Source organism: Ohtaekwangia sp. (assembly GCF_036786105.1).
Lineage (GTDB): Bacteria > Bacteroidota > Bacteroidia > Cytophagales > Cyclobacteriaceae > Ohtaekwangia.
In genome coordinates this window covers 1-25,655 of sequence record NZ_DAIQRQ010000052.1, presented here as the reverse complement: position 1 = coordinate 25,655, position 25,655 = coordinate 1, and the positions used below count along the sequence as shown (strand labels likewise).

The window sequence follows — 25,655 nt, the reverse complement described above, 5'->3', positions numbered from 1 at the left end:
TGCTTAAACGGATGCGATGCCGTGCGCTTGGCGGTGTGGCTGTGGAGATTGTTGCCTTTCGTTTTCCTGGCGGCTTTACTGCTCTTCTTTCCTTTGGCTCCTTTTTTAGCCTTCGCCGCTTTCTCTTCCTTCGCTTTGTCTTTCGCTTCTTTTGCCCACAGCTTGATGTTCTCGCGGATTACTTTCCAGTAATCTTTGCCGTAGTCTACCAGTATTTCCGATCCGGCCGGTATATCCTGTATGGAGACGATGAAGGCACGAACATCTTCTGTTTCGTAATCGCAGTTGTTCTTGAGGCCTTTTACTTTTGTAAGCCCGTTCGCATCGTTCGCGTAACGTGCCAGCGCTTTAGGTCTTGGCAACGCGTTGATCACGTGCGAGCGCTTTACATAAAAGATATAGCCGTTGCGGCCGTCTTCATCCTTTACATCTTTCCAGGTAGAGATTACGCCCTTGTATTCAATAATGCGTTCGCCTTTGGGTATAAATTTCTTGGTAAATAAACCTTTGCCAGCGTTTGGTATCGTTGACTTTTTAACGAAGAGCTGTTTTTCGAGTAGTGCCATTAAATTCTGTGAGTAAAAAAGTGCGTGAAGATAAAATAAATAGCATTCCAAAAAAATGATCTGGAACACCAGTGGCCGGGTAGGGTATGTTTTAATAGATAGAAGAAGGGAAGCGTCAGGTGTATACCGCAAAAAATTATGCCACCGGGCTGCATCACTTTACCAGTAAGGTTAAATAAAAAGGCCTGCCGTTCATTATGAACAACAGGCCACAACCAGATTACATTGGCAAACCTGAACGTTTCTGTTTGCCCCGGATATTCTTCAGTCCGTTCAGGTTATTTTGTTAAAAGACCATCTACTGTAACCGCTACGTAATACAATCCTCCAATAGTAGGACCGGCTGCGTATTGGATATAGCGTTGGTTTAAGATGTTGGTACCACCAAGTTTTACAGTAGACTTCAGCGATGGCACGCGATAGCTCACCTGCGCATCAATAGTGCTATAGGCTGGAATAGTGCCGTTGGCAAGCGGGCTTTCCCAGAGGAACGACTCCTGCCACTTCCACACAATGTTAAAGCCCAGGTTCGTGATCACTTCACGGTTACCGAACGATATATTCGTAGACCAGTTTGGAGTATTAAATCCTGTAACAAATACATCTTTTTCTTTATTCTTGGAGATGTTGTTATAGTTTACAATGGCACCAATGGTAAATTTCTGATAGAAGTTATAGGTTATGCCCAATGAAGAACCGTAGTTTTTATACTTCTGCCGGGCGTTGGTATATACACGGTAGCGCATCTGGCGGGGAGTTCTGTTGGCGGCCAGCATGGAGATAACAGCATCGTCTGTGCCTACCTGTACTTGTTTGTTAGGGTCAGGATATTTACCGGTAGCATCTGCCAGGTATGGCACGGCTACTTCTACCTGCCCGAGGAAACCATCGTATACATTGGTATAGGCATCTACGTCTACTACCAGTGTGTTGTTGAAGAGCACGCTCTTATAGCCCACCTCAAATGAATTGATGCGCTCCGGACGTGTAGGCGATAAATTGGTAGCCTCCAGCAGACCTCTGTTCTTTAACGCAGCATTGTTCGCTGACATGCCATTCTTTACATCGGTATTTACAGCAGCATTGAATGTGTTGATCGATGCCAGTGTATAGGAATTATCGAGGTAGTTAAGACCATCATTGATATAGGACAGACCGCCTACGCGTCTGATGTTACCGTTGTTTACGAATGAAAGTGCTTCAAAAAGTGAAGGGAAACGGAATCCGTTCTGGAACGATGCGCGGAAGTTATGCTTCTCGGCTACCGTATATACCGCAGCAATACGCGGGTTTATCTTCGGGCTAAACTCCAGGTTGTGGTCGAAACGAACTGATCCAAACACCTTTAGTTTCTCCTGGAAGAATGTTTTTGTTGCCTGTGTAAAGAAACCATACTTGGTATAGTATACATAGTTACCAAAGCTCCCGTCATCCAGCGGCTGGTTGCGTTCTGCTACCGGGCGTGAGAAGTCTACAAAGTTATTTCCATCCGGAATGATCTGGTATATACGAAGGTCTGCACCTACCAGCAGGTCGAATATCTTTACTTTCTTGGAAAGGTCCCACTGTGCATCGGTGTGGTACATGCGGCTCATCTGGTGCAGCTTGGCACCACCGGACGATGTACCCGTTGGCACCGCGCTGATGTGATCCCAGTTGTTAATGCTTTTGATCACGTTCTTCATAGAATCAAAGCGATACGTGCCCGGCTCATAGCGGCCCTGATCGGCAGCAGCACGTGCCAGTCGCATAGCTTCAGCAAGATCAACACCGGAGTTCAATTCACTTTGCAGTGTAGATTTGAATTTATCGCGCCATGCGTTGTTGGAGAGATGCGAAAGATCAAGGTTATCGGCCAGTGGTTTCAGGTTATATGAGTTACCTGTATTTTCAAGCGATACATACGAACGTATAAAGTAGTTGGAGCCTTTCAATTCCAGCTTGTGGTTCTGTACTACCGTACCATTCAATTGTATTTTATTTCCCCGCTGAAACAATCCATCCAGCGTACCATAGCGATAGGAGTAAGAGAGCTCGGCATTGGAACCGATTTTGTAATGTAAGGAAGCATCTAATTTAAAGTTCTCTACCTTGCCGGGAACAAGGTCTTTCTCCCAATAGCCGGTTCTTCTTACAATAAAGGATTGGTTAGCTACACCGTTGTACGTGATACCGCTTACCGTTACGGCATTGCTTCCGCTGTCGTCACCATATTTATTCCAGGCATCGTAGGCAGGATGATCTGCTACATTCAATTCAGGATAGGAAGGGTTGCCCGTACCCGGAGTCTGGTTCGGGTTTTGGTCAGTAGCCGTATTACCTCTCCAGTCGGTAGCGCGCAGATAACTTGCATTTACCTTGAAGGCAAATTTATCACGAAATGATTTCGCATAGCGTATAGCACTTTCATTCAATAAGCTTGGATTATAATCTATACCATCTACATGGTTAACACCTGTTTTTTGGTATAAGCTTAGTCCCTGATATGAGAAAGGACTCTTGGTAGTGAGGTTCGCCATACCGTTGATGGCGTTCATTCCATACAATGCAGAAGCAGCACCCGGTGTGATCTCCACGCTTTCTATATCAAGCTCCGTGGGACCAATTGCATTTCCCAGTGGCACGCCCAAGGTAGCGGCTTGCATATCTACACCATCCACCAGCTGCATAAAGCGAAAGTTGTTCGGTATATTAAAACCACGGGTGTTCGGTACTTTAAAAGTTATACTGGAAGTAGTCATCTGCACACCTTTCACGTTTTCCAGGGCATCGTAAAAGCTTGGCGCAGGCGTTTCCTTGATGGCGCGCAGATCAAGTTTCTCGATGGCTACCGGAGATTTGAGTTGTGATTCTTCCACACGCGAAGCGGTAATTACCACTTCTTCGCCCAACAAGGCGCTGGGGTTAAGTTGTACACTGATCGGCTGATCAACCGAAGTAACTGCGATCTCTTCTGTTCTATAGCCTACAAACGATGCTACGAGCGTTACCGGCAACTGCTTTACAGAAATAGAGAAGTTTCCGTTTCCATCGGTTACTGTGCCCAGTATAGTTCCTTTTACGGCGATGTTTACCCCCGGAAGAGGTTCCTGCGTTTCACCATCCGATATTTTTCCGCTGATGGAATTCTGCGAATACGCTGTAAAACCAATGAAAAAGAACAATAATAACAAGAGGAATTGGTGGTAATGACTCTTCATAGCGTGGGATATAATAAGTCTATAGTTTTAGTAGATTTTTGACAAAAGTAGAACTATTCCCTATTAAGTCAATAGAGTTAAGGTATTTTATTGGAAAAAGAACTCCTAACCGGTATTAGCCTAACAACTATCAGGTATAATGTTCAAGGTTCAAAGTTTAAGGTTCAAAGTTTATCCCTACGCCAACCCTGAACCTTGAACCTTAAACATTGAACTTTGAACATTGAACTTTCAAGCTCGCACTTAAAAAACAGTGTTTGCAATCGCCTTCTGTTCCGTGAGTGTTTTGCTTTCCAGCTCCAGGAAGCCAAGCGCATGGTTGTAACGCTGGCCTTTGGTAAGCACCCAGTTCAGAAATATACCGGCGGCAGCATTCGCAGAGCTTTTGCTGAATATAAAATTAACGCGCTCCGTTACCAGCTTGCTGTCGCCCGTTTTCTCGGCGTAGCGGATCACCTCATCAACCGTGCTGTATATATTCTCCTGCTTGTCAATTTTGCCATTCTCATTGAGATCGATCGGTATAACCGCCAATCCTTCGGTAATCTTGCGCGTGTTTACATCGTATATAAAGCCGAGGTTGTTGAACGATATACCATATACATCATCCTTCACCGCATTTGCCAGATCTTTGTCATCGCCTTTTACACCCGTTCCCTGCAGCGTGGCAGCATCATTACCATAATGTTTGGCAAAGGTCTTGGCGGCACATGCAGGCTTCTCGCGGGTGTAGCGTGTGATGGGTGATGACGCCTGTGAAGAACCAAACAGATCGGGCGTGGCAGGCGAGAAGAAGAGTGCCTGTATATCTTTCTCGGTAATGCCCTTTGCCTGCACCGAAGCAAGATCAGGCCGCTGGCTGTTTGCTACCGGAAGCTGTATATAGCGCGCGATCGCCACCCCTTCGCGATTTCCTTCGTAATCTTTTTCTGTCAAAGCATACGCTGCAATCGTAAAGTCTATACTATCGGCTGGTGCCTGCGGGGCAATGCTTACGCGGATGTTGGGATATACCTTGTTGAACTCTTCAATCCACTTGTTTACCAGCGGATAGGTTAAGCGTGTTCCGCGAAGTTTAACAATGCCTTGTTGTTGTGCTGATACCAACGATGCGGTCAGTATCAACAATAAAAGTATATATGTTCTTTTCATAAATTAAGTTGTTTTGATATCTGTATGCTTGTTATATATCTTTTCCCTGCAGGTAGTCTGCAGCCACCTTTTTGAGTTTCTCCACTATATCCGGATGCTCACGGGCTACATTCTTTTGTTCGGCAGGATCATTCTCCAGATCGAAGAGCAATCCGGGCGCAGCGGCATCGCCTGTATTGATACCTGGAAACTGGTTGGCCCTTGCCTGCTCATACGGAGCCAGCAACGTAACACCGTCCGGACTGCGTGGGTCAATCCAGGTAGAGTCTGAAGGCAACGTTGCCGACTGTGGCGAGTATATATGCAGCTTCCACTGGCCGCTGCGAACGGTTTGAAGTTTATCGGTATAAAAAGAGAATAAAGCGGTATGCGGTGTTTTAGCGTTTGATGTGAGCAATGCAGAAATATCCCGACCATCGAGTGCTCTGTCTTTCGGTATAGTAAGCCCAACCTGTGTCGCCACCGTTGGAAAGATGTCGATGATACCGGCAGGTTCATGGCTGATGTGTCCGGCTTTGATATGTCCTTTCCAGCGGGCAATGAAAGGCACGCGTATACCACCTTCCCAGTTCTGCGATTTCATACCGCGCAGTCCTCCAGAGCTTCCGCCAAACCACGGCCCGTTATCCGAAACAAAGATCACCAGCGTATTCTCATCAAGCTTTGTATCGGTAAGCTTCTTCAATACTTCACCTACCGACCAGTCGAGCTCACGCACAGCATCGGCATAGAGATCGCCTTTGGTTTCGGGTGTATAAAATTCTTCTGATACTGCCAGCGGCTTGTGCGGCATAGCCTGCGGCAGGTATAAAAAGAACGGCTCATCTTTATGCTTCTCAATAAAGGCGAGTGCCGATTGCGTATACCGTTTTGTCAACGTGGTTTGTACTACCGGGTACTCTGTTACATTTTCATTTTCCATCAGAATTACCGGACGCATGTCGTTGGAGTAGGGTATACCGAAATACTCATCAAAACCATGTCGCGTAGGGAGGAAAGAAGGTTTATGTCCCAGATGCCACTTGCCTATAATTTTGGTGGCATACCCGGAAGTTTTAAAAACCTCACTCAGCAAAAGCTGATCATCGGCTATACCAATATCATCGCCACCGCGATAGGTCTGGTAATTATTCTGCACCTTCTCCGGATTCGGGTTAGCCGTAAGACCGTGGTGTATAGGGTATAGCCCGGTGAGCAACGATGCCCGCGTAGGCGCACAATACGGTGTAGGTGTATAGAAGTGTGTGAGCTTTGCACCTTCAGTAGCAAGCCGGTCGATGTTGGGAGTTTTCCACTGTTGCTGACCGTAGCAGGAGAGATCGCCATACCCTAAGTCATCCGCGAGAATAATAATAACGTTGGGTTTGCGCTTTGCATTAACCTTTTGCGTTGGCTGTGCAGAAGTACTTATCCACATCGTTGTAAAGAAGAAGAAGGAAATTATATAGTGGATTTTTGTCATGATCGCTTTGAATTGAGAAAAGATGGCAATGGAGTAAATCAGGTGAGGCCGAGTTTGGATTCGGTAATCACCGGCTCCTGTACAGGCACCGCTACAGTTGCCGGTATAGGATCTTCTTTTACCATCGGGCCGTTTGCCGAAAGCTCGCTGCCTTCTTTCTTTGATTTAAGGATAGGCCATAGGAACTGGGCATACCATTCTTCTTCCTGGTAATGTTTCAAGCCATAAGCATTCGGGTATTTACGCGTGATGATGCCTGTACCGAAAATGATATCCCACAGAAAGAACATATTGCCGAAATTACCTTTATAGTGCCCGATGCCGTCATCGTTGGAATCGGCATGATGCGCATGGTGTGTAGCCGGTGTGGAGATCAATCGCTCCAATACCCACGCGATGGGATGAAGCCATTTCTTTTCGTAGAAAGGTTTATCCCACGGTATACTGGAATGTGCCAGCGTAGTAATGATGGACTTAATCCCTTTTACAAACAAGGCAGGATATCCCAGCCCCAGGTATACCAGGGCACTGGTCAGGTACGTCTGTGAGAAGAATATAGTATAAATGATGTTTTGCCGGCTCGCCATCGCCATGCCCATATACGGCGCTGAATGGTGCGTGCGGTGGAAACGCCAGAGGAAAGGCACCTCGTGGTGCAGACGGTGATACCAGTATTGTGTAAGATCATCGGCTACGCAAAGTATAAAGAAGCCCCACCAGAAGGGCACCCATTCAAATGTACTTTGGAGTCCCGGCAAGGCAATCGGCAGGAACTTCAATGTAAAGTATGTTACCAGTGGGCGAACAACAATTTTGGGTATAGTATAACATACAATATCCAGTATGCGCTCATTTTTGTTCCAGTGTTTTTTATAGAGGCCCAATGAAAATTCAATGACACCCAATATCAGCACCAACACAGGCAAACCCCACGTGCTGAGGTTTTGAAAAACTGCTTCAAAAAACTTGATCATAGAAATTTGGATTTAGGGTTGATAAATTTATTTACCGGAAACTTGCCCGCTCGTAGCTTTCTTCTCCCACGGACGCTCGCCGGAGATATAAAATGAAAGCAGCATAAGAACAACCGGCAGTGCATAGAGTAAAATGCTTAACAGTATATTTCTTACAATTCTGTTAGCGATATGTGCTTCTATTTGCATATTTTCTTTGCGTTAAAGTATAACGTTTAATTGCTCAGCAGCTTTTGTGTTAACCAAAGCCCTCCGAACAGGATGATAAAAGGAACCAGCGTAACAAGAATGCCCACCAGGATCTTCTTGACTAAAAGTGTTACATCCGAGAATGTCATAAACTTTTGGTTTAGTGATAAAACTGAAAAAGCGAAGGAGTATACCTCCCTCGCCTCCATAACTATATATTATTTGCTGCCGAGCGAGAGTGCCTGCTCTTCAGCATTCTCAACCACCACACGGTTTACCTTTCCGGTAAACGTGAACGGACCTTTATAACGATCGGATACTTGCGTGATATAGTCTTTGCCTACATTGATCTCATCGGTAGCACGGATGTTTGCCTGCGCTTTCACGATCGGTGCTTCAGCAACTTTTACATCGTTGATGTATAGTTCCTGTGTGCCGGCCGGATCATTCGGTTCTTTTGCTTCTTTGTAGGTAAGCACATATTTCAGCGTTACGTTACCGACAGGAACAGCTTTGTTCGAAACGAGATGCGTAAGCTTTGCTCCCGTATTGTTGGCAGCTTGTAACTTTCCATCTTTAATAAAGAGGCTCACACCGCCAAAGCGACCACCCAGTGCAAACAATACACCTTCACTTCCTTTACCAATTTCGGCATCGGCAGTGATAGTATAGGAACGGTAGGGGATAATCGGACTGGAGATACCAAACACTTCTGAAGCTTCCGGATAGAAGATGGTTTTATTGATTTTGTTACGCTGATAAAGAATGCTGTAATCAAGCTGCTTCTCCGTACCATCTTTCAACGGGTATATATTATACTTGGCAGCTTCGCTGTCGAAGAGATCGCGAAGCTCTTTAAGCTTCTCCGGATTTTTCTCTGCCAGATCGAAACGCTCGTTGAAGTCTTCATTCAGATTGTAAAGCTCCCATTTATCCTGGCTGAAATCCTCACCTTTTTTGTGAAGTGTTCCCGCCTTCCATCCGTCTTTGTAGATAGCACGCGAACCCATGATCTCATAATGCTGAATGATGTGACGTGACGGAGACTGAGGATTATTCAGACTGAACGCGAGGCTTGTTCCCTCAATCGGTTCCTGGCGATAGCCATTGATGATGGAAGGTATTCGTGCACCCGTTAACTCTATCGTGGTAGGCAGTATATCAATCAGGTGAGTATACTGATTGCGAATGCCGCCCTTCTCTTTTATACCTTTTGGATAGAATACAATAAGCGGGTTGCGCGTGCCGCCTTCGGAGTTGGCATCCTGCTTCCAATACTTGAACGGTGTATTGGCTGCCATAGCCCAGCCCAGCGGATAGTTGGGACGCGATGCTTCTGTACCGATCAGGTTTATATCGGCTATATTTTGCTGCAGACGCTGCTCTTCAGTTTGTGCAGGATCGTTTGTATTTACAACGCCTACAAAGGTTCCTTCCTTGCTGGCACCGTTGTCGCCAACTGAAACTATAATGAGCGTATTATCAAGCTGGCCGGTTTTCTTAATGAAATTGATTACCCGGCTGATTTCATAATCGGTTTGCGATACGAAACCTGCATATACTTCCATAAAGCGTGCATACAGTTTCTTCTCATCAGCGGATAACGTATTCCAGTCTTTTATACCGGGATTGCGCGGCGGCAACACAGTGCCTTTGGGCACAACGCCCAGCGCGATCTGGCGGGCGAGCACTTCTTCACGATATTTATCCCAGCCACCATCAAATTTACCTTTATACTTGTCAGACCATTCTTTGGCAACCTGGTGTGGTGCATGACCAGCACCCGGAGCAAAGTATAAGAAGAAAGGTTTGGAAGCATCGACCGATTTTTGTTCGGCTATATATCCAATGGCTTTGTCGGCAATGCGCGTGTTGAAATGTTTGCCATCAGCAGCCGGTTCTGCCTTGCGGGTATCTTCCCACACCGTGGGGTGCCACTGATCGGTAGAGCCTCCGAGGAAACCATAGTAGTGATCGAAGCCGCGCCCGGTAGGCCAGCGATTAAAAGGTCCAAGCGCAGTAGCATCGGATAGAGGTGTGAGATGCCATTTACCTACTGCATACGTGTTGTAGCCGTTCTCACGAAGTATCTCGGCAATGGTAGCTTTTTCAAACGGCATATAGCCATCATACCCGGGTGCGCCGATCGCTGTATTCGGAAACAACCCCATGTGCACCGAGTGCGAATTTCTTCCGGTAAGCAACGCCGCACGCGTAGGTGAACAGATGGCGGTAGTATGAAAGTTGGTATAGCGGAGTCCATTATTGGCAAGGCTATCCAGCGTTGGTGTTTTAATTAACCCTCCGAATGTGCTGATAGCACCGAAGCCTACATCATCCAGCAGGATCCATACAACGTTGGGAGCATCTTGCGGAGCTTTGGTTTTTTCGGGCCACCATTGCTGTGTTTCATTCAGGTTTCTACCGGCTTTACCTTTATAGGGCTGCACCGGATCGTGCTGCGCATGAAGTATAGATATACTTCCGGCGGTCAGCGTAAGAACAATTCCATAGGCACCTGCCTGTATAGCAGAGCGGATGCGCCGGCATTGGTACGTACGTTTTTTCATTTTTTGTTGTTTGGTTTAAAACGTGATATATCTGTTATTCCCATCCGGGATTTTGGTGGCCTTTGATCAATGGATTGATATCGATCTCTGACTGCGGAATGGGATACAGCCGGTGGTAATCTGCAGCATTCAGCTTTTGAACCTTATGAAGATTCGTTACAAACGTGGAAGCACCCGTAGCATCTTTCTGACGAATGAGGTCGAACCAGCGTTGGTATTCAAACACAAACTCAAGACGCCTGTCGAGATATACGGCTTCACGAAACTCAGCCTGTGTCAGCGATCCTTCGGCCAGGGGGGCAAGCCCGGCACGCACGCGAACGCGGTTCAATGATTTATAGGCTTTTGAAGTAGGGCCGTTCAATTCATTCTCAGCTTCGGCATGGATCAGCAGTACGTCAGCGTAGCGTAAAATCGCCACGTTGGCAGCCGACTGATTGGTATTCGAAACAGAACCCGGGTCCCAGGTTTTGTTAAAAAATGGAGTGGAATCTCCGGCCACGGCAGCGTTTGTTATCGGAAGCCCATAATATTTACCATTGGTAGGGCTTTTGAATTTCCGTACGAACGTAACATCTCTGCGCTTGTCGCCTGCTGAATATAGTTTATATACACTAAAGAAATTGTCGTTACCATTTTTATAGAATCGCACCATATCGGCATACGAACCTACAAGCCCTGGTATATTGGTGAGTATCGAACGCGGATTCTGGTTGTTACCCTGATCCTGCGAGTTTGATTTAAATTGTGCGCTGAAGATATGCTCTACGCCGTTCTTATAGGCTGGTAAAAATACCTGTGAGTAGTCGGTAAAGAGGTTATATGTATAGGTGGGTTGTCCGTTGTAAGTGCCGGTACCACCATCTGCCGTGGACAATACGTATTCTGCGGTCTGCACGGCATCGGCATAATGGCTTGTAATGTTGAGTGGCAAGGATGCTTTTGTGAGATATACCTTTGCCAGCAGGGCAAGTGCTGCTCCTCTCGTGGCGCGGCCAACATCGGGTGAAGTATAGGAGATTGGCAACGCTGCGGCTGCTTCCGTCAGATCTTTTTCAATCTGCGCATATACCTCTGTAGAAGGCGTGCGGGCCACAGCATAATCGGCAGCGGTAACACCCTGTTTATACTCGATCACCAGGGGTACATCGCCGTACAAACGAACCAGGTTAAAGTAATATAGGGCGCGGAGAAATTTAGCCTCGGCCAGCAAACGGTTCTTCAGTGTTTCATCGAAGCTTATATCGGGTATCCTGGCCAGTGCTACATTGGCCTTTCGGATAGCCGCATAATGTTGCTGCCAGATTTCGTAGACGCGCAGGTTACTGGCTGAGTGGCCCAGGACAGAGAGTGAACGTACATCAGAATTGGTAGCGCCAGGTCCCGGATCTTCATCATCACCGGCAAAGTCCATACCGGTGTTGAACAACGTGTTATAAGGTGTCTGTACAGAAGTGCCTCCGGAATTCAGGAAAAAATATATAGCGGTTACTGCGCTTACAGCATCGCTCTGTGTTTTATAGTAATCGTCTTCCTGAACGAAGGATTCCGGTTTCTCTTTCAGGAAGTCACTGCACGAAAGCAATGTAAAGGTCAGTGCTATGAGCGTTATATAGGAGATGGATTTTTGAGTAAATGTTTTCATACGTATTGCCGTAGTATAGATCATGATTTAAAAAGTAAAGGACACACCGCCCAGCACAGTTTTACTGTTCGGATACACACCGTTGTCGATGCCCTTATTGATAAGGGCCTGCCCCGATACACTTACTTCCGGATCATAGCCTGTATAGTTTGTCCACGTCTTGAAGTTTTGCAGCGACAAATAAATGCGCACGTTGGAAGCGCGTATCCTGGATATCCAGCTATTGGGCAGTGTATAGCCCAGACTAACATTCTTTAACCGCAGATAGGTAGCATTTTCAATGAACCGGTCAGAGATAGTGATTGCCGGGTCCTGGTAGGCGGCTTTTACATCTGTATTCGTGTTGGTTTCAGTATAGCGATTCAACAGTGCGGTAGAGGCGTTGGTATAACCGGTGCCGAGTTCGAGTTGCGCGCGGTTTTGGTTATATAGTTTTCCGCCAACCTGTGTTTGCAGAAATACCGTGAGGTCAAAGCTTCCGATGGGAGTGTGGTAACGTACGTTATTGGTAAGACCCGCTGTAAAGTTTGGCTGGTTGTTGATGATGACACGGTCGTCACTTTGGGTGATTTTGCCATCACCGTTTTGATCTTTATACTTCTGCCCGCCAACACTTTTTTGTTGCTGAGGCGTAAGGGCATTGGGTCCGTCTTCGCCCGGTCGTATCAGGCCATCCGTCTGGTATACTATAAATGAACCGATCGCATAGCCTTTCTTTACAATGGAAGGTTGTGAGATGAGCGGAATGAACTGATCAACGCCGGGGCCGAGGTCCAGCACCTTATTTCGGTTCAGCGCATATACCAGGGATGTACTCCAGTGAAGCTTTTGTGTGTTGATGTTCTGTGTGTTGATAGCAAGCTCTATACCTTTGTTTTCTACTTTGCCAATGTTCTGGTAGATGGTGGATGTCTGGCCACCGGTAGGTATAGCAAGACCGGATGTTCCGGATACGGGGGCATTCAATAACAGATCAGAAGTAGTTTTACTGTATACATCTGCTACCAACGTGATGCGGTTATTCAGTAAGCCCACATCTATACCGATGTCAACCTGTGCTGTTTTCTCCCATCCCAGGTTCGGGTTGCTGGCGGAGCTGGGTGCATAACCAATGGTGGTAGTGTTGGAGAAGTTATATCGGTAAGGAGATAAACGCGCCACGGATGAGTAAGGCGGTATAGCCTGGTTACCGGTGATTCCGGCACTTACGCGCAGTTTAAGGGCATCGATCTGATCTACTGTAAAGAAATCTTCTTCGGTTATATTCCAGCCTAATGCTACCGAAGGAAATATACCCCACTTGTTATTATCACCGAAGCGTGATGAACCATCCGCACGCACCGTTACCGTAGCGAGGTATTTTTCACCGAAGCCATAATTTACACGGCCGAGGAAGGAGGCAAGCTGCCACGCAGAAGTAAACGACTTCGCGATGCGGGCCGTGTTGCCATCTCCAAGACTATTTACCGTTAACTGGTCGAAAGCAAAGCCGTTCGATTCGGCAATAGAACCATTGGTTTTGGAAGCCTGTGCTGTAGCACCGATGATCGCATTAATATTATGTACACCATTAATCTGCTTCGTGTAGGACAGTGTATTTTCGTTCAGCCAGTTGGTAGTAAATACAGCACCAATTGTTCCCAGTCCATTAAACGATTGTCCTTCAGCCGTGGAGTTGGGCAGGTAACGACTTTGTTTATTATCTACTACATCCGCTCCGAAAAGTACTTTCGCCACCAGGCCTTCAGCCAGTTCATATTCTGCCGCTATATTTCCGAGGAAACGATTGGTTTTCGAGTTGTTCAACTGGTTATAAAGCGAGTTGATGGGATTCTGCAGACTCGACTCAAATGTACTTTTGATCACATAGTCGCCATTATTATTGTAGATGGGAAGGGAAGGTGGTGTTTGCAATAATGCAGGTATAATAGCATCGGGTGCAACATCGGCCTTTACAATACTGGCGGTAAGAAAGGTTATGAAACGAAGACGCTTGTTATACTCGTGGTCGATGTTAAATCGCGCGGAAGCACGCGTGAAGCCTGTGTTTACCAGTATACCTTCCTGCTTGAAGTAATTACCGGAAAAAGCTATACTTGTTTTTTCGTTACCGGTTAATATAGATAAACTATGATTTTGTATCGGTGCCTGGCGGAATGCTGCTTTCTGCCAGTCGGTTCCTGTGCCGGCTGTATCGAGCACATAGTTATTGGCGATAGCCGAATTAATGGCGTTCGTGTTGTTGGTCTTTAGCGTTCCAAGTTTACCACTGTTGCGTGCTGCATCGGTGCGCAATGCCCACCATTGTGCGGCATTCATTACCGGAATGGTGCGTACTACTTCCTGTACACCGTAATATCCATCGTATGATATTTGTGATTCATTTTTCCGGGCTCTCTTCGTAGTGATGATCACAACACCATTTGCACCCCGCGATCCATAGATAGCCGTAGCCGATGCGTCTTTGAGTACATCTATATTTTCAATGTCAGTAGTGTTAATGGATGAGAGCGGATTGATCTTCGGACCGTTGGTTACACCGGCATCGTTCAGATCATAATCATTGTTGATGGGAAATCCGTCAATTACATATAGCGGTTCACTACCCGCGGTAATAGAATTGTTACCGCGTATCTGCACGCTCACACCACCACCGGGTTGCCCGGAAGTTTGTGTTACAACAGCACCTGCCACGGCACCCTGCAGCAAGCGTTCCACCGAAGCCACCGGCTGGGCTTTCAGCTCAGGCGAGACAGAAGCAACAGAGCCGGTAATATCTTTTCGTTTTTGTTCTCCATAACCGATTACTACGATCTCATCCAGCACATTTTCAATTTGCAGGGTAACGTCCGTAGGTTCGCCGGTCAGTTCATATATTTCTACTTCCTGTTGTTTATAGCCTACCAGGTTTACCTGTAGTGTAAACGGAAATTCTTTGGGTGGTGTAAACTCAAAGTTTCCTTCTGTATCCGATATAGCATACGAAGATGATCCTTTCAATACGATGGTAGCACCGGGTAAAGGATCTCCCGCTGCATCTTTAACAGACCCGGTCAACTTCTCCTGTGCATAGGCAAATCCGGAGAGTATAACCGAGACGAATGTGGTCAGTAAAATTCTTTTCATTTTTAAAAGGTTAAAGGATTACCATGCAGCGCTCGATTCTGAGTGCTGCGAGGTTGTTTGTTAGTATAGTTTGTTAAATCCGGTTGCTGTTATTGGGCGGCTGCGCGTTGTTCGAATTTTTCCTTCTCAATCTCGAAGCGCTTGAGCTCCGGCTTCAGGTATCCGAACGCATGAAGATCGTTCTGGCTGTTGTCGATCACCCAGAGTAAAAATTTCAACGCCTCCGCGTTTGTATTTACTTTGCTAAGCGACAGATGCAGATACTCTACCGGTATATTTTTGATTTTTTCATCGCTTTCGAGGCGTGTGATTACGGCATCAAGGTCATCGAATATTTTTTCGCTGTCACTCACACGGCCATTATCGTCAAGGTCGATGGGAAGTATGGATAAACCTGCTGCAGGCTTACGTGTTTTTGCATCGTAAAGAAGTCCGAGTGTGCCATACGATACACCGGTAGTATCTTTCAGCAAGGCTTTGATCAAATGCTCATCCGCACCGGCAATAGCTTTACCGGAAATGTTTTGCTGTTCATAACCAAAGTAATGTGCGAACGTAACCGGTGCGCCCGCTTTTTGCAGCCGCGTGTAAATAGTATAGGGTACTTTTATTTCCTGCTTCTTATCCTTATCAGCCAGGATGTCGTGAAAATATAGTTGCTTGATCAGCGGGGCTGTCAATCCTTTATCATGATATACCTTGGCGAAAGCGGAAAACGCGTTGGCCACGGGCAGCAAAGCGTAGCGGCCAATGTAAAGATAATCGCGACTATCTTTAAACGACTTTTCTGCTTCGTATGCTTCGATCAGCAGGTCATACTTGGCCGGATCGGTTGTAGTACGTGTCTCGATAACTATATCTGCAGAAGGATTGACTGTTTTATAGTCTTTGATCCACTTTTCTACCAGCGGATATGCGAAGCGCACACCGGTGATCACCACTTTGCTTTTCTGTGTTTCCTGGGCTACACTCGCACTGGCTATGAGCAGCAGGAAATAAACTATCAATACGGAAATGAAAGATTTCATGTCTTTTTATAAATGAAATGGTAAATGAAACAACCGGAAATTGGCGGCTACGGTATACACCGGGCCTTAAAGAAATTCCACCAAAAAATCCTTAAGACCGGTGTATCCGGAACCATATAGCGTTAATGAGTGCTTATCGAATGATAAGGGTTTGCGAGCGCAGATATAGTATATGCTCAGCACATGGAACAACAACAGCAACAACTACCGTGGTAGCGTGTAAAGGAAGCGGCATATCTCGCAACAGAGAATGCCCTGGTTGAAAAACTGTTCGTTTTCATGGGGTTGATTTTATAGTTCCAAACTTTATTGGCAGGCTTGAGCACCTTGTCTTTGGTGGATGACTGGTTGCCAGAAGTTCACAGAGCCTGTTCTCTCCCTTCTTCGCTATAAAATCAATCTGGTGGGAATTGATTTGTCTACTAATTCGATAGACAAAAGTATGTTGGCGGTATTATATATGCAAGGCTCAACGATTTATTTTCTTCTATTTCGTGTTAATTTTTTAATAGGAGGATATAGATGTCTAACTGTTGTTAGGGCAGCAATTATGAAAACAGCTCGTTTGTGGGATCTATATATATAAGAGTGCTCAAAGCTATATATAGCGTTTGCAGGCGATTGACTTGTGGAAAATGCTACACGCTATGCTGTCAGCTGAATAGTAAAAATGCAATAATGAGTGTGATAACAATATTGAATCCCTGCGCGATCAGGAAAGCATAAAGTGGTTTTTTGCTGTCTTCGTTAAAAAGATCAGAAAATTTTGTTTCCAAGCCAATACTGGTAAAAGCGAGGGCGAACCACAACGTCTGAATGCTTTTTAAACTGTCTTTTACAACGGTTACTGTGTCGGCTTTCAGTATGAACGAGAAGAGGAGGGAGGCAGCGACAAATCCCAGCACAAATTTAGGAAAGCGCTCCCAGATAACACCGAGTGTAGGTTTGGTTACACTGCCATCGGCTTGTGTTTTGTTGGTATACGTCCAATATATACTAATGGCAAAGGCTGCCACCCCCAACAATACATTCTGCGAAAATTTTACTATCGTACTGACCTTTAGTGCCGTGTCGCCTACTAACGATCCCGAAGCAACCACCGCTCCCGTGGTGTCGATGCTACCACCCAGCCAGGCACCGGTAACTTCCTGCGAAAAATGAAAGTAGCTGGCGATATAGGGCATCACGATCATCATGGGTATAGCCACAATAAGTACCAGCGAAATAACATACGAGAGTTTTTTGGAGTCGCCTTGTATGGCACCGGCCGTAGCAATAGCAGCCGATACACCGCAAATGGAAACGGCACTGGAGATCATCATGGTAAGTTCTTCATCAAGCTTCAGCTTGCGACAGATCCAGTATGCAAAATACCATACACTCAGTACAACAGCCAGCGCCTGTATTAACCCCAGACCACCGGCTTTGAGTATATCTGTGAAAATTACACCGGTACCCAATAAGACAAGACCAATCTTGACAAATAACTCGGTAGAGAGTGTACTTCGAAACCAATCAGGGAGTGTTGTGGCATTGCTAATGAGCAGGCCTATGGAAAGACTAAAAATGACAGCTTCAAGATTCAGCGACTTAATAGTGCTGTTCCCTGCCAGTATCAGGGCGACCATGGTAAGTGCAAAGAGTATTGGGAATACGCGGAGCATATTTCGCCACGACTTGTTCGTTAACACAGCGCCCAATACCGCGATGATACAGGTATAGACGAATTGTATAACCATGTTCAGCAGGTTGGCCGGTGCCAATACTTTTTTAAACAGCTCTTCAGCTTCCTTCCAGCCGAAGGTTGGCGTTGGAAGGATGAACCATCCCAGCGTAAGCAGAATCGTAACACCACCGAGTATAACCGATGCCCAGTCTTCGTGCAGGTTTAAACCATTCTTTGCTGTAGAGGCTTGGGTCATGCTGTTGTTGTTTCTGAATGAGAAAGATACTGTAATAGGTATAACGCTGCAACGATGATGAGGATGTATAAACAAAAACGAGGATAGACGGAAGCGCACGGCAACAACATGTACTTGGTGGCTACGGAATGCACCAGTGTCTTTCGAGAAATTCCACCAAAAAATCTTTTAAGACCGGTGCATCCGGAAGCCGTGTAAAGCGTAGGGATCGATAGCTTGCAGATCCTTACACTTGCCGGTAGCCGTCAGGTTAAACGGCTGCCAGTATAGTTTATTCACAACGATTTGTATTAAGTCTATCAAATCTATAGACAAATATAACTTTGAAATGATTACCTCCAAGCATCGCAGAAATAATTTTTGATTAAATCGTAAGCGCTATTTCTTTTATTTTCTGTAGGCGCTGCTCAAGGTAATCGGTAATGCGGTCGAATGGATTAAATGACAGGCCTTCTGTAATGGTGCTGAAGGTACTGGTGTGAGGACGTATCGAATAGAAATATACTTTGTTACTTTTGCGATCAACAACATATTCGATACTACCAGTGTCCAGCAATGAAGCATGTGCTACTTTTTCGATCGCTTGAGTGATTTCCAGCGATGGCGTAAAGACGCTCGACTTTACTTCGATCGACCATGCATCTGCCTGGTCGCCGGCATGGTATACTTTTGAAGCATACAGCAACTCGCCCTTCAGAATCTCTGCCCGCACAATATAATTCCCTTTCGGTGATATATACTCCTGTATTACAAATGACTTGTCGCCATATACTGGTAACGTGTCGTTGATGATTGCATTCACAAGCGCGCTGAACGAGTCGAAGCGTGTGGTTGTAATGTGATCATTCAGTCCGTTACTCTTGAGCAGGATCGGAAAGCTCAGCTCATTCCCCGTTGCAAGCAGTTGGTCAATGCTGCTTACGATACGTGTTTTTGGAAATGGTATTCCCAACGATGCAAACACCGAAAGCTGTCGCGATTTGGTGCTGAGTATTTCTGTAGCACGCGATCCGTTCATCACTTTGCTGCTGTTAATCGTGCCATTCAATTTCTCTACATGCTTTACATACTCTGTCGTTTGTGCTATACCCAATGCGTTGTGTGTAAAGTAGGGAGGCGAGCTCATATCGTTGAATACAAGACTGTAAGGCACTTCGTATTGAGCAGGATCATATAAATGGTCTGCGGGGTTTATCGTTTCAAATGCAATACCTCTGCTGTATAATTTTTCAAACAGCGGATTGTATTGTTCGGGGTGTGCGTAAATAATGCCGATTGGTTTTTCAAAAAATGAATGCATGGTTGTAGTTTTAATTAGTCGGTAACACATCAGAATTTATGCCGCTTTTCGAAAAGCAGGTATCAGGTTCTTATGTTTTTTACTGCCTACCAGCGGTAAAAGGTGCAGATATAGTGGTGTGCTGCTCTTCTCCGTCTTCGGGTTATATTTTCCAACGATCATCGGTATATACATTACGCGTCTGCGGCTTGCAGCACCGGTAAGGGGAGAAGGAGCTACACGGTGCCATATTCTTCCGTCATGAATAACCAAGTCGCCAGCCTTTGCATCGACCAGCACTTCGTTCTTGTCATCGTAATTATTTAAATAATATTTTTTACGGAAGAGTAAATCCCAAAGCCCTTGTTTGTGTGTGCCTGGCAATACGCGCAGCCCGCCTTTATCGGCAGAAGAATCGTCCAGGTAAAAACCGATGTTCAGCATGGGGGCTACTTTTTTACCGTAGAAAATATCCCGGGCACTATCGGTATGCCATCCCATGTGATAGAAGTTACTGCCTTCCGTATTTACATAATGATTGAATACGACTCCGTCTTTTTCTTCCAGCCCGAGGCGTGCACCTTCCGGCATTAATACTTTCAAAGCCTGCAGGGCCGAATTGTTAGCGAAGTTTTTTACCGCCTCACTATGTTGATTGGTAAAGGCAAAGCGTTGTACAATGGTTTTACCATTTTCATCCACACCATATTTAATGGGCACACCATTTATTTTCTGCACATTGTTTTCAACCCAGCGGCGTTGCACCTGCTCGGTAGAGTGTATAATCTCTTCAACCGTTTCGCGTGATGCATAGTTTTCAAAGTGAATGAAGCCATTCTTCTGGAAGAAGTCAATTTGTTCTTTTGTTAATGTGCCTTCGAAAGTGAATTTTTTATAAGTAGCCATGATGTTTAAATATTTAAGGTGTTCGATGTTTAATGTTCCGTGTTTACATAGTATTGAATGGGCGTTTACTTTTCTGCTTTTCGTGTTTGCTCTTGGTTTAACGAAAAGACATACTCATACCGATGCCTGCTCTTTCAGAGTAGAACTGTTCAATAAACTATATAGGGGATAAAGGATAGACTGAATCAACAACAACAGCAGTTGCACATTCGGGGGTTCATGTTGATAGCCTGCGGGGACATGTTACTACGAACGAAGAAATTTTTCCTGTGTTTCATATTACGTTAAATTTTATAGTTCCAATTTTTTTATTGGTAGGATTTAGCACCTTTTCGGCCCTCACGGCCGGTAGGTTGCTAGAGGTTCATTGAGCCTATTCTCTTCCCTCTTCTGTATAAAATCAATTTGGTGTAATTGATTTGTCTACTAAATCGATAGACAAATGTAGGTATTGAATTTTAATGCACAACATTTTTGTGAAAATTTTTTTGTCAGCCGGATAAGGTTAATGTTTAATACGTTGACGTAAAACAGAAGAGCCTGCCAGGCGGCAGGCTCTTACTCCTGAAATGATGCAGCATCGCTAATGGTTCATGAATAGATCTAACCCAAACCTTCTCAATGAATATAGTATGCTGCAAACATGGGTTGGTTAATTGGCCTTGCGCAGGTATACATTGCCGTATTTCGATTCGAAACTATAGCGCGGGCCGTTACCGGGTTTTGCTGATACGTATGTGTGGAAGTTTTCATTCTTCGAAACATCGCCTCCAAATTTGGCGCTGAGGTTTGTATAAATCTCTCCATAATTAGTTTCCGCTGTCAGCTCACCGGTGGCACTTTCAGAGAGTGAAGCATCTACGGCACCATAGGTAGCGGCTACCGTTAGCGGACCTGTAAATGATTTGATCTCAACAACTCCATAAATCGACTCGATGCGTGTCTCCATGTTGCGTGGAACTTTAATCTCCAGAAATATTTCCATGTCAATACCACAACTCATCCGGTCAAATTTACTCTTACCGTTCTGGTCCTGGTATTTCCTGAGCTCTTCCTGGTTCTTGAATACTATTTTCTGTGCACCATCATATATAGTATATCGTTTGGGAAGATTCTTCATATTGGCAATCTCGTTACGCACAGTAACGGTATTGCCCGTTGTGGATGTTTCCAGGGTAAAAGCATCGTCACTTTCGCCACCGTTTATACTCACCGTTCCCTGTACGGATATCTCATTCTTGTCCCAGGTGGTAACGCGGATCAGCTCCGGGTAATCAAAGTGCATCGCGATCTTTTGGCCCGGCTGCACAGCGATGGACTTATTGATGGCGGTTTGTGCATATTCTTTTATCGGAAGGGTGAGCGCTGCGATGATGAATAATACATTGATTTTCATAGCAAAGTATTTTTATTGGATTAAAAAACGCTGACAGTTTGGGGTGTTGCCTTCCAGTCTTCCTTCCGGGAAAGAAGAGATACAGATTTAAGCATGTCTTAGGCTGTCAGCGCCGAGTGTGCTACTTTTTGCGCAGATAAATATTGTTGTGTGTAGAAGAGAGGTTGATCTCTAGTCCACCACCGTTGAGCTTGCCGGTAATGTTGTCGCTATATTTGATCATGTTGCCTGCCTTGTCTATCTCGATTTTGAAATCCGGATCGACAAAGATTTCACCGTATACCGTACTCAATTTCATATTCGCCTTGGTGCCCACCGGCAGCGCTACATCTACGTGGCCATGTACTGATACAATGGATATAGGATTTTTGATGTTGGGACTAAGCGATGCATCAATGTCACCATGAACTGTTTTTATCGTCATCGGCCCGGTGGTATTAGTAAGCGTTACACCATTGTGCAGTGTTGATACTTCAATCTCGCCTTCAAAATTTTTGATCTCTATATTCTGACCATAGGGCGATGTGTGGGTATAAGATACTACAACACCTTTGGGAACTTTGATGGTAATATCAGGACCATCCATTTTTTTGAGCTGCTGCACTTCGATTACGTTTCCTTTATCAACTACCGATAATCCAAGGCCGGAGTTATCTTCCAGGCCCATGCCGCTGATGGAACGCAGACCTTTCGCACGCTCATCGTTTTCGCGCTTACCGCTACGCGAAGTAAAAATGATCTCGTTGCCGCTATACCCCTCAATCTCTACATTATTTACTTCTTTAATTTCGAGACGGCCGGTGCTTTTCGCTACTTTATATTCCTGAGCCTGAACCAACCCCGCGACAAGCGCCAGGGCTACCGTTGCCAATACGTTTTTCATTGTTATAATGTGTTTTATTTTTTTCTTTTCTGAACTATAAACATGTGTAGTTTACCTGGTATAGCCTTGTTCCGGATACACGTATATACCTGTAACTATATTTTAGCCGAAGGCTGAAAGTGGAAAGCTCAACCCTAAACCTTGAGCATTAAACTTTTAACCTTAAACCTTAAACTAAGAAAGCTTCAACAATCCCGCGTGCGCTTCGTCCTTCACTTCTTTCAGCATCTCATCATCGGTGGTAATGCGTTGCAGTTCTTTTACAGCTCCTTGAGCTTTCATTTCCACCAGTATGCGAATGAGTGCGATCTGCACATTCGGATCTTTCTGTGACGACAGTGAACTGATCAGCAGTGAGCGCACATACGGTTCTTTGTTAAACTTATTCAGCGCATCCAGGGCTGCAAGACGCACGTTGGTATTGGGATCTTCGTTGAGAGCAGTTCTGAGGGCGTTGATAATATCCTGGTCAGTCTTGTCAAGCTTCAGCGCTACCGTTGCACCCAGCACCCGCTGGCTTGCCGACTGCTCGTTTTCGAGCATCGACATCATCATCAACTTTGTTTCTTCCATTTGTTTTTGAATCACCGCGAGTTGTTCCTGCTGGCGCTGATATTTACTAATCCAGTATCCCATGCCACCACCAATCACCAGCAAGGCTACTGCTGCTGCCACGCGGTAAAAGGCGGGCTGCATAAAGAATACGTTGGTCTTCTTGTTCGCTGCAATCTCATCCTGCAGCTGCTTAGAGAAAGAAGATGCCAGTATAGCGGAAGGCTCCAGCTTGGGCGATTGGTCCATTGCATGAATCACTTCCTTCAGTTGCTCATATAGCTTGAATGCTTCCGGATTCTTTACCAATTCCTGCTCCACCTGAAATCTCTCTTCGCGTGTAAGCCGTCCATCGATATAGTCGATCAAAAGCGTTTCCAGTGTTTCCTTATTCATATACTTTCAGCCTCTTGCGGGTATATATTCATTAAATCTTTTCGAGTTCAAAGTAGTGTTCGCGCAGTTTCAGTATTGCTCGATGCACTTTTACTTTAATATTGGCCACCGTAGTATCCATAATCACAGCGACCTCTTCGTATTTCATGTGCTGAAAGCGCGTCAATACCAACAGCTCGCGTTGTTCTTCGCTAAGCATGGCCATCGACCGTTGCAGCAGTTGCTCCTGCTCATCGATGCGCTGGCTTTCATCGGGGTCGTATAGATTATCGCTTACTTTTTCCACGTCAACAAAATCAGAGAACTTGTTCTTATGCGCCTGGTAGTGATCGGAAAATATATTCCGGGCTACCTGGTATATCCATGACTGAAACCGCGCGCCTTCTCTATAGCTGCTCCTGTATTTGATCATGCGCAGGAAAACATTTTGCGTAAGATCTTCGGCCAGTGCACGGTCCATTGTCATGCGCGCCAGGAAATTGAAAATTCGCTTGTTATAGCGTTCAAAAAGAACAGAAGCCTGCTGAAGATCACCGTTTTTCACGGCCTCCATAAGTAGTTCGTCAGTCATCAGAAATGCTCTTTTTGTCAATTTCGTGTTAGTTACAGCCCGCGTGAAGAAAGGTTACAGGTAAAAGTTAAAAAAAACTAATCTGTGTGCAGAACTCCCGTTTTTACCGGGTAATACAGAAAAACGGATTATTTTGAAATCCATAGATGCGACAGTTCTGAAGGATGCACTTACTAATAAAAAAGCCGGGCTTTCGCTCGGCTTTCATTCACAAAACAGGGTGTATGCCATCTGCAATATTACCCTATGCAACGAAGGTGCTGAAAGCCTCTGAGCCGGTCAAAGAGATATTTTCTATCCGGATATAGACAGACCTTATTGAAAGTTCACAGCGAATATATTGAAGCGCAAGCCTTATTATAATCTGGCTTTACACGACAAAACTTATACACTCGTCCTGCAGCTGGCAGCCAGTAGCCAGCCCTTTCTCAAAGCTCACAACTCGAACCTCACAGCTAATTCTCAGTCCCACCGAACCCGGATATACTTGTCGTTCTTTTTAAAATGCGGCGGTATTGCTTTTAGGATCGCTTCGCGAAGTTTGGAAAGGAGTGTTTCTTTTACAAAACCCTGGTGTACGGCGAGGCTCACTTCACGGACAGGTTCCGGTGAGGTAAAATGACGTACATATTTACTCTTTGCATTCACGGCAAGCTCCGGTATCAATGTATAGCCGTAGTTATTATCAACCATAGCTTTGAGCGTCTCGAAAGAGCCGCTCTGATAGTTGAGCTGGTGGTGTGTCTTTTTGTTTTTTGCTGAACAGAGATTCTCTACCTGGCCACGGAAGCAATGGCCTTCTTCCAGCATCAGGAGATTATCGTACGTGAGAGTTTTCAGGTTAATGCGGTCTTGCTGGTAGTACTTCAGGTTTTCGCTGGTGTATAAAAGTATAGGTTCGTAGAAGATCGGAATTTCGCGAATCTCTTTATCATCGAGCGGTGTTACGAGAATGGCAACGTCAAGCCTGTTGGTTTTCAGGTAATTAATGATCTCGTGGGTTTGCAATTCCATTACGGTGAATGATGTGCCGGGATGTTTTTGCAAAAACTCATTCAGAAAGCGCGGCAGCAGGTACGGTGCAAGTGTCGGAATAACGCCAAGCCTGAACTCGCCTTCAATTGAATCCTTTTCGCTGCGAATGAACTCTTTCAGATTTTTTACCTCTTGCAAAATCTGTCGCGCGCGACTGATGATGATTTCGCCGGATGGAGTCGGCTTGAGCGGCACACCTTTCTGAAAGATTTTTACTTCGAGTTCGTCTTCGAGTTTTTTTACCATCATGCTCAGTGTAGGCTGTGTTACATGGCAATGCTCGGCCGCTTTTACATGGTTACGGTGAATATCGAGTGCTACTATATATTCCAGTTGTTGTAAGTTCATTCGATTGCAAAATGTTTTTAAATCGATGTAATAAAAATTACCAATACTTTAATAAGCAATATTGATGTGATTTATATGTGCAACAAAGGTATTTTTGTGCTATTCACAAACAAACAATTTTAAAATCTTATGAGTAAAGGTATTCTTTCTGTTGGTCAGCCGTTCCCCACTTTCAAGAAGGCTGCTGTTGTATCGTTGGAAAAAGGAAAAGAATTTTTTGATATCAGTTCAGAAGACTTCGTAAACGAAGAAGGTCGCTGGACTGTAATGTTCTGGTGGCCAAAAGATTTCACTTTTGTTTGCCCTACTGAAATTGCTGAGTTCAATAAAAATTTTGGTGAGTTCCGCGATCGCAGCGCAAACCTCATCGGCGCTTCTACCGATTCGGAATTCGTTCACCTGGCGTGGAGAAAAAATCATGATGACCTGCGCGATCTGAAATTCCCGATGCTGGC

At 45.3% G+C, this 25,655-nt stretch carries 20 protein-coding genes and 2 riboswitches; of the genes, 1 reads left to right on the top strand and 19 read right to left on the bottom strand.

What is annotated here, in order from left to right:
* From V7Q33_RS18000 to V7Q33_RS17910, 19 genes are all read right to left on the bottom strand, one after another.
* On the bottom strand, positions 1 to 566 hold a 566-nt coding region (locus tag V7Q33_RS18000), incomplete at its 3' end, for an SET domain-containing protein (RefSeq protein WP_333820718.1).
* Between the two features lie 278 nt (positions 567 to 844).
* Positions 845 to 3,766: a TonB-dependent receptor gene (locus tag V7Q33_RS17995; RefSeq protein WP_333820717.1), complete on the bottom strand. Its 2,922-nt coding sequence runs from the start codon at positions 3,764 to 3,766 to the stop codon at positions 845 to 847.
* Between the two features lie 243 nt (positions 3,767 to 4,009).
* Positions 4,010 to 4,918: a hypothetical protein gene (locus V7Q33_RS17990; protein WP_333820716.1), complete on the bottom strand. Its 909-nt coding sequence runs from the start codon at positions 4,916 to 4,918 to the stop codon at positions 4,010 to 4,012.
* Positions 4,919 to 4,949: 31 nt separating this feature from the next.
* The gene (locus tag V7Q33_RS17985; protein WP_333820715.1) at positions 4,950 to 6,380 is read right to left on the bottom strand and encodes a sulfatase family protein; all 1,431 of its coding nucleotides are present in this window, start codon (positions 6,378 to 6,380) and stop codon (positions 4,950 to 4,952) included.
* Between the two features lie 38 nt (positions 6,381 to 6,418).
* A complete protein-coding gene (locus V7Q33_RS17980; protein ID WP_333820713.1) occupies positions 6,419 to 7,354 on the bottom strand; it encodes a sterol desaturase family protein in 936 nt (311 codons plus the stop codon).
* Positions 7,355 to 7,381: 27 nt separating this feature from the next.
* Entirely contained in the window at positions 7,382 to 7,543 is a 162-nt protein-coding gene (locus V7Q33_RS17975; protein WP_333820712.1) for a hypothetical protein, read from the bottom strand.
* Between the two features lie 26 nt (positions 7,544 to 7,569).
* A complete protein-coding gene (locus V7Q33_RS17970) occupies positions 7,570 to 7,692 on the bottom strand; it encodes a hypothetical protein (protein WP_331978712.1) in 123 nt (40 codons plus the stop codon).
* A gap of 69 nt (positions 7,693 to 7,761) precedes the next feature.
* Positions 7,762 to 10,113, bottom strand: coding sequence for an arylsulfatase (locus tag V7Q33_RS17965; RefSeq protein WP_333820711.1), 2,352 nt, complete (start codon positions 10,111 to 10,113; stop codon positions 7,762 to 7,764).
* 34 nt (positions 10,114 to 10,147) lie between these two features.
* Complete coding sequence (locus tag V7Q33_RS17960; protein ID WP_333820710.1) at positions 10,148 to 11,758, bottom strand: RagB/SusD family nutrient uptake outer membrane protein; 1,611 nt, start codon at positions 11,756 to 11,758, stop codon at positions 10,148 to 10,150.
* 27 nt (positions 11,759 to 11,785) lie between these two features.
* Positions 11,786 to 14,884 carry a SusC/RagA family TonB-linked outer membrane protein gene (locus V7Q33_RS17955; RefSeq protein WP_333820709.1) on the bottom strand — a complete coding sequence of 1,033 codons (3,099 nt, stop codon included), beginning with the start codon at positions 14,882 to 14,884 and terminating at the stop codon, positions 11,786 to 11,788.
* Between the two features lie 89 nt (positions 14,885 to 14,973).
* On the bottom strand, positions 14,974 to 15,912 hold the full coding sequence (locus tag V7Q33_RS17950) for a hypothetical protein (protein WP_333820708.1): 939 nt from the start codon (positions 15,910 to 15,912) through the stop codon (positions 14,974 to 14,976).
* Between the two features lie 288 nt (positions 15,913 to 16,200).
* Positions 16,201 to 16,308, bottom strand: a riboswitch (SAM riboswitch).
* A 257-nt stretch (positions 16,309 to 16,565) separates the two neighbouring features.
* A complete protein-coding gene (locus V7Q33_RS17945; protein WP_333820707.1) occupies positions 16,566 to 17,834 on the bottom strand; it encodes a YeiH family protein in 1,269 nt (422 codons plus the stop codon).
* Between the two features lie 364 nt (positions 17,835 to 18,198).
* Positions 18,199 to 19,134 (bottom strand): ATP-grasp domain-containing protein, encoded by a 936-nt coding sequence (locus tag V7Q33_RS17940; protein ID WP_333820706.1) that lies wholly within the window; start codon positions 19,132 to 19,134, stop codon positions 18,199 to 18,201.
* Positions 19,135 to 19,170: 36 nt separating this feature from the next.
* A complete protein-coding gene (locus V7Q33_RS17935; RefSeq protein WP_331978698.1) occupies positions 19,171 to 20,019 on the bottom strand; it encodes a phytanoyl-CoA dioxygenase family protein in 849 nt (282 codons plus the stop codon).
* A 288-nt stretch (positions 20,020 to 20,307) separates the two neighbouring features.
* Positions 20,308 to 20,420, bottom strand: a riboswitch (SAM riboswitch).
* Between the two features lie 251 nt (positions 20,421 to 20,671).
* On the bottom strand, positions 20,672 to 21,415 hold the full coding sequence (locus tag V7Q33_RS17930) for a hypothetical protein (RefSeq protein WP_333820705.1): 744 nt from the start codon (positions 21,413 to 21,415) through the stop codon (positions 20,672 to 20,674).
* Positions 21,416 to 21,536: 121 nt separating this feature from the next.
* On the bottom strand, positions 21,537 to 22,298 hold the full coding sequence (locus V7Q33_RS17925; RefSeq protein WP_331978694.1) for a DUF4097 family beta strand repeat-containing protein: 762 nt from the start codon (positions 22,296 to 22,298) through the stop codon (positions 21,537 to 21,539).
* Between the two features lie 174 nt (positions 22,299 to 22,472).
* A complete protein-coding gene (locus V7Q33_RS17920; RefSeq protein ID WP_333820704.1) occupies positions 22,473 to 23,246 on the bottom strand; it encodes a HEAT repeat domain-containing protein in 774 nt (257 codons plus the stop codon).
* A 31-nt stretch (positions 23,247 to 23,277) separates the two neighbouring features.
* Positions 23,278 to 23,817, bottom strand: coding sequence for an RNA polymerase sigma factor (locus V7Q33_RS17915; protein WP_333820703.1), 540 nt, complete (start codon positions 23,815 to 23,817; stop codon positions 23,278 to 23,280).
* Between the two features lie 462 nt (positions 23,818 to 24,279).
* Positions 24,280 to 25,200, bottom strand: a complete 921-nt coding sequence (locus V7Q33_RS17910; RefSeq protein ID WP_333820702.1) for a hydrogen peroxide-inducible genes activator — start codon at positions 25,198 to 25,200, stop codon at positions 24,280 to 24,282.
* A 129-nt stretch (positions 25,201 to 25,329) separates the two neighbouring features.
* Between V7Q33_RS17910 and V7Q33_RS17905 the strand changes: the two genes are divergently transcribed.
* Positions 25,330 to 25,655 (top strand): redoxin domain-containing protein (locus V7Q33_RS17905; protein ID WP_333820701.1); only part of this gene is annotated, 326 nt, incomplete at its 3' end.